The following is an 11,235-nucleotide window of genomic DNA, read 5'->3' as shown; positions in this document are numbered from 1 at the left end:
TTTTGTCTGCACAAACACACTTGAATTCGCGGAGAGCCTGTGGGAGCGAGCCTGCTCGCGAAGGGGCCAGAAGTGACACCGGATCAATCAGCAAGTGTTTCCCATGGCTGCCTCAATCCTACAACTCCAGATTATCCATCACCCGATTCACCGCCAGCTCGCCTAGCATGATCAATTGGGCGATCCCCAACAGCGTCCTGCGCTGCGGCGCGGGTATGAGGTGGGCGAAGTCATGAGCGATGGTTCTGGCTGAGGCGAGTGTTTCGCTGGCATCGGCCAGCAGTTCCTCGTTTTTGAAGTCTGCGGTGACGGCGTACATCCGGCGGGTCTTACGCGGTGGTGGCGTGGAGCCGGGTGGGCAGAGGTAGTGATCGAGGGCGCGTTCGGCGGCGTCGTTGAGCTTTTTCGAATTGGGGGATTCGTAGGGGGATGTGGAGTCGATTTCGGGTGGGTTGGGTGTTGGTTTGATCATGGGTAAAGCCTCTAGAGTGGTGAAGCTACCACCGTTCGCTGCTAACGAAGGGGGTGGCGGCTGTGCGCGGGTTAGCAGACCAGGACTCTAGAACCCGGCGCACCGAAGTGCCCCACGCAAAGCCGCCATAACGGCAACCGACTTTGTGCGTCTAGAGATAACCGGGCTGCTAAACCCGATCGCTGATTCGTCAGCGACCGGACCACAATAGAACCCGACCCCAAAGCGCACAAGCCGGCGGATTCTGGCGTAGCTGTAGGCAAGGGCGCAAGAATTTGTAGCCTGAAAGGCGTGTCTGAAGGTGTCTTTTAAACACCAGAGTTTAAAAGGCGATTTTCGCTGACTTCACAGGCCCCTTCGCGAGCGGGCTCGCTCCTATATTTGGAATGCGTTTCCCTGTGGGAACGAACTTGCTCGCGAAAGGGCCATCCCGGTCAGCAGAAAAACCTCGATCAAGCCTCGCTATTTAAATCACTGGTTAATAAATCCGCCCCCCTTTTCCACCGTCGTCAGTACTTGCTTTTTTAGTTTTGGCTGCCGATCAAGCTAGTTTTTGCAAGTTATTTTTTCGATCCAAATCTGTACATATCCGTAGGGAGGCTTCGTAGATGCTAGTTGCACTATTTCAAAGCCGTTATATGACTGCTCTCCAGGCATTGTGTACTCACGTATAACGTATTCGCCTGCATCGCTGAGTATTGATTGGGTATGAAATACACCTTGTGGTCCTATAAAATTAAAATAGCCAATGACTTCGGTAGCAGGGTCCATTACTTTATAGCTTTTTAGTACTACTGTTATCGTTTTCCGAGATTTGTTTTTCAAGTCAAAAATTGCTTTGTGTTGGCCTACTTGATTATTAACAAATGTATTCAGAATTAGTAACTCTTTGGCGTTGCTGACGTACATGACAGGGTTTCCGCTAATAACTCTGTAAGTGATGATGGCATTTCCTATGTCACGGGTTTCGCCATTTGAAAAGGCGCCTGATCCGAACTGGTCTATAACAATATCTTCTTTTGTCACAGTCAGATCATACGGAGGCTGTGATTCCTGCCCGGTGCCATACAGCCCTTTGACGGTGAAACTATGCGGGCCTAGTTCCAGGTCGGAAACGGTGTGTGTCCACTCACCGGTTAATACATCGGCTTCTGCTTGCCCTTCCGAATGCTTGCCATCAAGAACTTCGACCTTCTGCCCCAAAGCAGCAGCCCCTTTCAGATTTACTGCGGTCTCCACTGTATTTTCGCCGTTGCCGATGTCGGCGCCACTCGGCGAACCTTTGACTGACTTCAGCGTAGGGGCGACGTTTTCCGTTACCGTCAGTGGTCTCGCTGCCGACACAAGACTCGGTTGCCTCAGATCTCTGGCGGTAAAACTGTGCTTGGCTTTGCTCAGGTCTGAAACCGACAGACGCCAGATGCCGGTTACTCCATCAGCGGTGTCTTTACCTTTGATATCCGTACCGTCGAGCACTTCAACGTCTCGCCCGGCAGCGGCAACGCCGCTCAAGATCACGGCCGTTTCCACGGTGAAGCCATCCTCGGGGATTTCGTTACCGCTCGACGAGCCTTTGACTGATGTCAATGTCGGCGCACTGAGGGCTTCCACCGTCAGGAGTCGTACATTGGAATAGGTCGATGTGGGGTGATAAAGGGATTTGGCATACAACCGGCGCGCACCCACTACAACCGTGATCGTGCATTCCCACAGGCCTGTGGCTTTATCCGCTGTCGCGGTTCCCTTTAGCACTGCGCTCGCACCGCTGCCATCATAGATTCCGACGTCCTGATCTTTGCTGGCGGTGCCTTTGAGTGTCAGCGACGTGCTGAAGGTGGTTTTACCCTCTGGCACTTCGTTGTTGCGGTCGTCCAGCACATTGCTCAGCGTCGGCTTAATGACCGCCGTGACAGTGAGGGTGTAGGCCGCAGAGGCAGGTTCGGCACCATATTTTCCTATCGCGCTAAAACTGTGTTTCGCCACACTCAGACCCGGCACAGTGTAGGTCCAGATTCCAGAAACCGGATCCGCCGTGACCTGATCCTTGACGGTGGCACCATCGCGTATCTCGACGTTCTTGCCCTTGGCCGCCATGCCGCTCAGCACCACGCTGGTTTCAACAGTGGTGCCACCTTCGACAATGTCCTTGCCGCTTGGCGAGCCCTTGACCGAGTCGATGGTCGGCGGATCGAGCGCCACCGGCTCACCGATGACAAACTCCAGCACATTCGAATAACTGGTTCTATTACTCGCTGCCCGGAAAATTTCGTAGTGCACCTGCACTTTTTTCTCGCGATTAGGTTCGAAGTGCTGGGCCACAAACGCCGCGTTCAGCGGGAAATCCACGTTTTTGTCCTTGGACAAAGCGTTGAGTGTTTTCGAGTCGGTAACAGGCTCATTGCCTTCAACGATACAGAAATACTTCACGATATCGTTGGCCTCGCTCGGAACAGGCACCGGCCGTGGCGCGGTGATTTTGCTGGCGCCACCGGGCAGGTCTTTGGGTTCGAGCACGCCATTCTTTTCACCCAGCACGATAGGTTTGACCAGTTCGCGTTGCGCTTCGCCGACGTTGAGTAATGAGGCGTGCAGTGAGGCACGGCGGGTGATGGTGCCGTTTTCATCGGCCAGCCGGTTGTACGACAGATGCAGCGTGCCACCCTCGAGGGTTTTGCCGTGTTTACCCTCGACGGTGATGATGAAACCGTTGGGGTCATTGGCCTCGTCTTCGCTGGGGAAATACCAGTCCAGTTCCGGGTCGTAGGTGGTCAGGTCGGGCCGGGTGCCGAACCATTTCAGTTCGATCGCGTTCTCCGGGGTGATCAGTGGATCGTAGGGAATGCAGATGCGGTATTCGGGCGCGTTGGGGTCGAGCGCGCCACTGATCTGGTCGATTGCGATGGGAGCTGGCAGGCGTGTCGGTTCGCCGATGACGCTGTAGGCGCGGGACTTGGATCTGGAGTTGTCGACCACGACGCCGCCGCGGCGTACGTGATAGGAGTACACCACCGTGCGTTTGGCCAAGGCACGCAGGGTGCTGTTCTTGTGCTCGATGGAGACCCGCACTGGCGGGGTGCTTTCAATACGCTGGATCACCAATTCGTTGATCTCTTTACCATCGTCGTCGGTACCGAAGACGCTGAGGTAGATCTCGTCGTTCTTTTTGAAGATGTTCACGTCATCCGCCCAGACCTCCACCATTGGCGGTTCGTCCCCCAGCACCTCCAGATCGACGATGAGACCGTCAGCCTGTTTGAGGATGGGCGCACCCAGCCGCAAGCCCTGGGTGTCGACGACAATACGCACGGCCTCGCACCAGTCTTCGGACTCGTTGTACACGCGGTCGCGGATCTTGTAGCTGACCGACACGCCGTCGGAGTCTCCGGCTGAGAGGATGGTGGCCTTGTCGGCCAGAACCACGATGGGGTTACCCTCCGGATCATCGATCTGTTCCTGGGTGACGGGTTCGGACTCCACGGTTTTCCCGGCCCAGGCCAGGATGAGCACGTCACCGACGGCGCAGTTCAGGTAGAGCCAGCCATCGCCGGGCTTGGGTTTGGCGTAGACCAGCACGCCTGCCTCGGCGGTGGCCTTGTCGACACCGTCGCGCACGACATCCGGAGGATCGAAGGCCATGGTCAGTTCGGAGTGGCCATAGTCGGGATTAAGATCCTGCCCACCGGGCAGTTCGAGTTTGACGAAGAGCTTGATCGTCGGTCCTGGCTCGGGCTTCTGCCCGAAACGCGTGATCTGGTAAGACAGCTCCCAGTCGCCGCTGGGCAAGCGTGACGGCTCGATGAACAGAGTGACGTGCTTGTCCACCTCGATGTCTTCGGTGATGGTTTTTTGCGCGACTATGGTGTTGCCCACGTACACCTTGCAGTTATCGCTCTTGCTCATGTTGTTCCAGGCGGGAACCTGGATCTTCAGCCCCTTGTCGGGGTAGTTGAGTCGTGCGGCGGCGAGGTTGATGCCCCAGGAGCCGTTATCCAGCAGCCGGCCGCCGGGGATTTCCGGATCGAGCAGGGCCAGGGCGGAGATTTATTTGTGCGGTTGGATGAGCATCGCGGGGCACTCCTGCCGTAGGTGGGGCGATGGAGTGATTAGGGGATAAAACCGGGAAATGCGCACCTGTCAGATCTGACAGGTGAAAACTATTTACGACGAGCGGTAATAGCTGCGGGTGCCTAAGCGTTCCAGTTCATTGACTTAGTCCTTTAAAAAGCAACGGACAAATGAATGCTCATTTGTCCGTTGCTTGTCAGCGATTGGCTTTGATCAGGTCCGTAACAGGACGCCGATACAGCCCACCCTGCCGTTGTCATTTGACCCATAAACAACCCCGTCTCCTGGGCGTAGCAACCAATGGGATCCCAATTGGTGTCTGTCGGCTACCCAGTAGAAGTCATAGGAATACCCACCTGGATCCCCTCCGTACACTGAGCGCAGTTTGTTGTAGTCGCCAATGGCTGGAAATTGGCCTCCAGCGTTGTTCACTGTTGCTGACATGGTTGCCAGGTTATGGCGGCCGCCCCCGTAATTGGCGATATACCAGACGTTTTGAACAGAAACAGAATACGACGCCGTAGATCCTCGACTATCTGTAACGATCACGCGAGCACCGCCATTACGTACACCAATCACTCTCCCTGTTGAAACGTCGACCTGGAGATAGGCTGTATTGTCAGTGCTATAGCGATAGGGCGGTATGCCACCGCTGGCGCCTCGAGTTAAATAGGCTCCAGCGGGAGGATTGGTCACGGGTCTGTTGGTATGTCTGACCATGTATCCACTGAGATAAGCGGTGGATGTGTCAATGTACAACGGTGGAATGGGATCTCTTCTGAAATTTCGGGTATCGGATTTCTGGTTCGTTGACAGCGCTTTGACGTACACCGCATGTTCGCCAGTATCAATAGCGTGACTGGTTGTCCAGGTACCGTTTTGGCCGGTAGGCACGATCTGTTTCTCGCCGCCATTATCGTAAACCTGTACGTCATATAAGGGAGTGAACTTGCCCGTCAGAGTGACCGAGCTGTCATAGGTTCTTCCTCCCTCTACCAGTTCACCTCCTGAGTGCCTGATTGAGCTCAGCGTTATTGCGTCGTGCGGCTTGATAGTAAAGTTATGAACTGGTGACTCCAACTGATCACCATAAATCGCCCTGGCTTTGAGGGAGTATGTTGTACCCGTCAGATCAGTCAATGTAGTTGCGCCGACGCCATCACCGTCGAGGGAAACAGGCAAGCCAATAGTATTGGTGCCATTGTAAAGCTGCACCGATTGATTCGGATCTGCTGAGACGACCACTGCAATTTCGGTATCGTAGGTTGTTCCGTTATTGGCAACCGGCCCCAGTGAGTCATTGACCGCGGTAATACTGGGCCGGGTGGCGATACCAATGGTGAACGTTCGTGGCTGACTGATTGGCGGGTCGGCATCATACAAAGCCTCAACCGTTATGCTCTGCAAGCCTTCGAGCAAATCCCCGGTAGCCAACTCCCAGGTCCCGGGAGCGATGACATCGACTATGTCTTGTGGGGCGTTGTTGATCATGACGCGGACTTTTTCCCCCCGAGTGGCGGTACCCTGAGTTTTCACGCGCTTGTCGTAGGTCACGGTCGCTTCTGGAATCTCCTTGTCTTGCGGATCTTTCACACTGGTGATGATCGGTGTTACGTAGTCGTAGCGTGTGCGTATCGTCAAAGGCAGGTTCGGAAATTCGACTGCTGCATCCTCACTGCCATTGAATATCACCGAGCATTTCACGGTGGCTGGAGAGCTGTGGAGCAACTTCAGCACATCAGACCTGAGCAACGGTTCATTAAGCCCGGTGACGGCTTGCTCCTTGCTGATCCTATGTGTTTTGAGCACTTCGATGATGTGGACGCCGGTACTGGCACGACCTACAAGACTGAGATCCACGACTTGCCCTTCGGCAATGAAGGGCCACGGTTTGACCAGAATATTGGCGTCGCCGCTGAACTCCATCAGATCCAGAACGGCATTGACGGCTTGCGGAACTTCGGGCGCAGGCAAGTCTTTTTCCGAGTCCTGGAAACCCAGAATGTTCAGCGGCAATTCCTCTGATTGCGTCCATAACTTATGGCGCTGCACAGCGTATTTGACCGATACAGTGCTCAGGATGTTGGCACCCACCACAGAGGCGGGGAGGTGGAAGGTGACAGTGCCGTTAGCTTCGGCGGGTTTTTCGAGGTCCTCCGATGTTCCGGGGCCGGGCGTACCTGTCCATAACAGACGTAACAGATCCAGCTTCTCATCCATGGTGTCGTAGCTGCATTCGACATCGACACCGTTGAGCGCATCCATCGGATCAAGGGTGTCGTCGGAGGCCTGAATGACCACAGGCGGAAGCAGTCGACCCAGCGGAACCCCGACGATTACCCGCAACGGTGCTGAGTAACTGTATTTCCCGGTGGCGGCATGCAGCAGGGTGTAAATCACTGTGACCGGAAAGCCGATGTTGGTAGTCACGTATTGCGCATCCACCCGAAAGCGCGCGGTCTTGTCGATCGACAACTCAGTGATGGGTATGCTGCCTTTGGTTGAGCCATCAAAGGTGTAACCAATCCAGTGATACGTCAGCGTGTCGCCCTTCATCCAATTGACCGGTTTGACCAGCACATGAGCCTGGGTATACACCAGCGTCGGGTCGATCACGCCATCTTTGGCTTCCTCTACATCGGGGGCCGGTAGTGTGGCGGGGAGTGCGCGTACTTCGACCCGCAAAAAGTCAGACTCGCTGAGTCCATAATCGGCAGGATCGTCGTTGTACACCCGGTAATAGAGTTTGAGGCTGCCGTTGTTCAACGCGAGGATGTGCTCTTGCAACACAGTGATGTAAATACGCTTTGCCTCCTGATCGTTACTGCTGACGTCATACAGTTCCTCATACACATAGGCACTGCCGTCTGATTTCGTGCCTTCCCAGATCATGTTGATCGTGTCACCGGTTTTAAGGCTCGGGTAGGCAATTAATACGGTCGCTGTTTTGCTGTCCCCAGGCAAAATGGCGCCGATAACCTCTTCTATGACCGGCGCCGGCAACAGTGCCGGGTTGCCTATCACTTTGACGAAGGTGCGTTTGGAATAGAGCTTCGAGCCATCGCTTTTTTTGTGCAGTACATAGGAGCCATCGAGCGTTCCGGTGGCGAAGAGACTGACGAATGCAAAAGGGATCGGGAACTCGAGAATGTAGGGCAGATTGCCGACGGTGACTTCCTCGGTCAGAGTACGAGGCGCTGTTCCGGTGCCCCCGACACCGGCGACATTGATTACGATCGTGTCGCCCGTGGTGAACTCTTTATTGATTTCGAGGCGGATCAGCAGGTTGGTCGCCTGATGGTCCAGTCGATCGAGATGGAGCTCGCCATTATCGGCATCTTCGAAAAAGGCCGGGTCCAGGCGAGCAGCACCGGCATCCACCTGAACCGTAGTCTCCTTCGACCATTTCTCGCACCAGTTCCAGACCTCATCATGGATTTCGTACCTGATCGGCAACGAATTGCCATCGCCGCCGGTCAGGATGTCACCGGGCGACGCGGTGATGACAATTTCTTGCGTGCCGTCGGCCTCGGCTTCTGTTACTACGTGCGGGGTCAGAAGAACACTGCCCCAGCGCACCCAGATGACATCGCGCAGCGTAATCTCTCGATAGCGCTTGATGGTTATGGGCACGCCCTTGCTCGACCATTCTTTGCTGACACCATTGTCGATGACATCCTGCGGCAACCCGACAATGTCGAGGTGTGAGTGCCAGGGAAGATGCTGCTCTTCATCCTCGCCTGCGGGCAAATTCAATTTGACCAACAGCGTCAATACGGCAGAAGGATTATCCGGCAGCGTTTCGCCTGAACGGGTCACCTGGCAATAACACTCGGAGTAACCGGGGGTAATTTCAGTGGTGGGGAGAAAGAAGAACAATCTTTCATCGACATCTTCGGGCTTTATTTTCAGTTCGAGAATGACGTTGCCGTTCCAGAAAATCTCGATTTCATCACCAGTCCCCATCCCGAGGTAAGGGTCGATAATACTGAATATGCCAGCCTCGGAATTTTCGAATGTTGCCAAGTTGATACCGCCGTCGCCATTCACAACCGGCTGAGTCATGTCAGCGATGTACACCGGATAGATTTGCAACGGTGTGACGTATAAGTCTCTGCGTGGGGGAAGCCGAAAAAGTCTGAAAGAAGTCATGAGCAACACCGCCTGAAAGGGAAAAAACGGGTGATTCCCTTTTAGTCCCATCGATTGTTCATTGACTACTGTCAGATCTGACAGGGGTAAGCGGTTTTCAGACGGACGGTCAGGTGCGGGAGAAGTCTGTTTATTCGGCGCCCGTCTGAGCACTGTTCGCTTCTGAGCGCAATCTGGCAGGGTCAAAAGGCGTACGGAATACTCACCTTCGCCCACAACATTTCCCCTTCCGGCCGGTTCTCCACATCAAACTCCTTGGCCCAGCGAATCTCCGCGCTGGCGTACTTGAGAAAGGTGAAGTGCAGCGCCGGACCAATCGCGAAGACCTTGCCGCGCACGCCGTCGTCGACGTCCTGCCCGGCGAACTGCACGGTGTGGCCGAACTGTTTGTCGTCGGTGGTCTGCTGGAGGAAGTAGCCGTTGACGCCGAGCATCAGGTCGTCGGTGACCTTGTAGCTGGCCGAATAATCGAAGTGGAAAATCTGCCCGGACTTGTAATCGGTATCCTTGTTCTTTTCGTTGAAGCTGTAGGTGGTCTTCATCGAGACTTCGGTGCGTTCAGTCGGCAGCCAGGTGAACGAGAACAGCGGTTTGTAGGTGTAGAAATTGTTGCTGGTGTTGGCCAGCCGATCGACGCTGTATTCGCCGGTGGGCACGGTGACTTCCACGGCGGCGCCGAGGGTCAGGTTTTTGCCCATGTCCCACAGAATGATCGGCGCGAAGGTGGTATCGCCCATGCCTTCGCGGGTGTCGCTCAGGCCGAACACCGAGACTTCCTGCTTCAACCACGGCTGGGCGATGTAGCCCGCCAGACGTCCGCCGAATATCCGCACCGGGCTTAGATAATCGAGGCGCGGAATCACCGCAGTGGATTCGATTTCGACCTTCGGTACCTTGCCGCCCAGCGAGCTGATGTTGAACCTGGTCGCCTTGTAATGGTTGTAGTAGAGGTTGAACGCGACCATGTTCTCCGGAAGGCTGTCGACTTCCAGCGGCAGCATGAAGAAACCGTCGGTGCCGGTGCCGATATTGTCGACCCCGGCTTCGGTGGCCAGTGCGGGCAACGTCAGGGTGCAACCTGCGATGAAAAGGGCGAGCGGCAAGAAGGATGTTGCACGATTCTGGCTCATGACTGTCCTCATTATTATTGTGATTGGGACTTGGTACCGGTCGCTCGGAGCGCCGGTACGCTAGAAATAAGCGTTTGCCGTACGTTGGGGCAGGGTATTGGCGGACACTGAGGGGGGCATCTGCGGACAGTCCGTAAACCTTGTGCTAACTTCCATCGACACAACCGGTTACAAAAATAACAATCAAGCGTGATCCGGAATGTCAGCCCCATGAACGTAAAAGTCCAAGACCCGACCTTCGAACTGGCGCTGGTCTCGCCGTTCCTCCTGCAAACCCTCGCCGAAGTCGTGCAGAACAGAGGAATCGATTCCCAGAGCCTGTGCCGTGGGCTGGGTTTCACCCTTGAGGATCTGCAGGATCCGGCGCAGCGGATTTCCTATCGCCAGGCCGTGGCGATGATTCAGCGCGCGCTCAAAGTGCTGCCCAATCAGGGCTTGGGGCTGTGGGTCGGGGCGCAGAATGTACTCGGTACGCTGGGTCTGCTTGGGCACGTGTTGTCGCTGTGCAAGACCTTGCGCGATGCCTTTGCCCTCGGCATTCGTCACCAGCACACGTCGGGCGGCATCGTCGTTTCCAGCGTCGATGTGGTCGGCGGGCAGGTGCATCTCGATGCTGAATGCCGCCTGCCATTTGCCGACGTGCAGGTGTTTGCGGTCGAGGAGTTCTTCGCCAGTTTGCTGGTGTATGGCCGCGCACTGGTGGGGGCTGAGTTCAAGGCGATTGCCGTGGAATTTGTGCATGCCGCGCCGGATTACCTGGCCGAATATCACCGCCTGCTGGGGCCGGATGTACGCTTCGGTTGCCTGCACAATCGCATGCTGATCGATGGGCAATGGCTGGACGTGCACCTGCCTAATCATCATTCGCTGGCGTTGCGTCAGGCCGTTGCATTGCTGGAGCTGGAAGCAGCGCAGGTGCATCAGAAGCTCGATCTGATTCAAGCGGTGGAGCGGGCGATTGCCCGGGATCTGAGTAGTGGCAGTCACATTGAAAAGATTGCCGGTGATTTGAATATGAGCAGCCGCACGTTGCGCCGGCGTTTGACTGAGCATGCGCTGACGTTTGAGGCGTTGCTGGAGCAAGTGCGGCAGGCACGGACCTTGAGTCTGCTGGCCAATCCGGATATGCCGATTGAACGGATTACCGAAGAGGTGGGCTACAGCGATGTGCGCAGTTTTCGGCGGGCGTTCAAGCGCTGGACGGGGCTGAGCCCTAGCGCTTGGCGTAATGACGCTAACCCTCACCCCAGCCCTCTCCCGGAGGGAGAGGGAGCCGACCGGGGTGTCTTGCGTCATACATCGACCTGAAGGGTCTTTGTCGATTATGGATTCACCGATGCACGCTCAATTCAGTGTCTTACCTCGATCATCCCCTCACCCCAGCCCTCTCCCGGAGGGAGAGGGGGCCGACCGGGG

General features: G+C 55.7%; 5 protein-coding genes. 1 reads left to right on the top strand and 4 read right to left on the bottom strand.

Annotated features, from left to right (window positions below):
* Positions 1-118: 118 nt before the first annotated feature.
* The 4 genes from AC0ZWN_RS01375 to AC0ZWN_RS01360 form a co-directional block, all read right to left on the bottom strand.
* The gene (locus AC0ZWN_RS01375; RefSeq protein ID WP_476333771.1) at positions 119-472 is read right to left on the bottom strand and encodes a DUF6124 family protein; all 354 of its coding nucleotides are present in this window, start codon (positions 470-472) and stop codon (positions 119-121) included.
* A gap of 546 nt (positions 473-1,018) precedes the next feature.
* Positions 1,019-4,372 carry a hypothetical protein gene (locus tag AC0ZWN_RS01370; RefSeq protein ID WP_476333769.1) on the bottom strand — a complete coding sequence of 1,118 codons (3,354 nt, stop codon included), beginning with the start codon at positions 4,370-4,372 and terminating at the stop codon, positions 1,019-1,021.
* Between the two features lie 378 nt (positions 4,373-4,750).
* Positions 4,751-8,602 carry an Ig-like domain repeat protein gene (locus AC0ZWN_RS01365; RefSeq protein ID WP_476333768.1) on the bottom strand — a complete coding sequence of 1,284 codons (3,852 nt, stop codon included), beginning with the start codon at positions 8,600-8,602 and terminating at the stop codon, positions 4,751-4,753.
* A gap of 269 nt (positions 8,603-8,871) precedes the next feature.
* Entirely contained in the window at positions 8,872-9,819 is a 948-nt protein-coding gene (locus tag AC0ZWN_RS01360) for a SphA family protein (RefSeq protein WP_476333766.1), read from the bottom strand.
* A gap of 210 nt (positions 9,820-10,029) precedes the next feature.
* On the opposite strand from AC0ZWN_RS01360, the gene AC0ZWN_RS01355 reads away from it, so the two are divergent.
* Positions 10,030-11,127, top strand: coding sequence for an AraC family transcriptional regulator (locus tag AC0ZWN_RS01355; protein WP_476333765.1), 1,098 nt, complete (start codon positions 10,030-10,032; stop codon positions 11,125-11,127).
* Positions 11,128-11,235 lie beyond the last annotated feature (108 nt).

Source organism: Pseudomonas sp. 3B-A001-10F (assembly GCF_056313565.1).
This window is presented reverse-complemented; position numbering and strand designations above follow the sequence as displayed.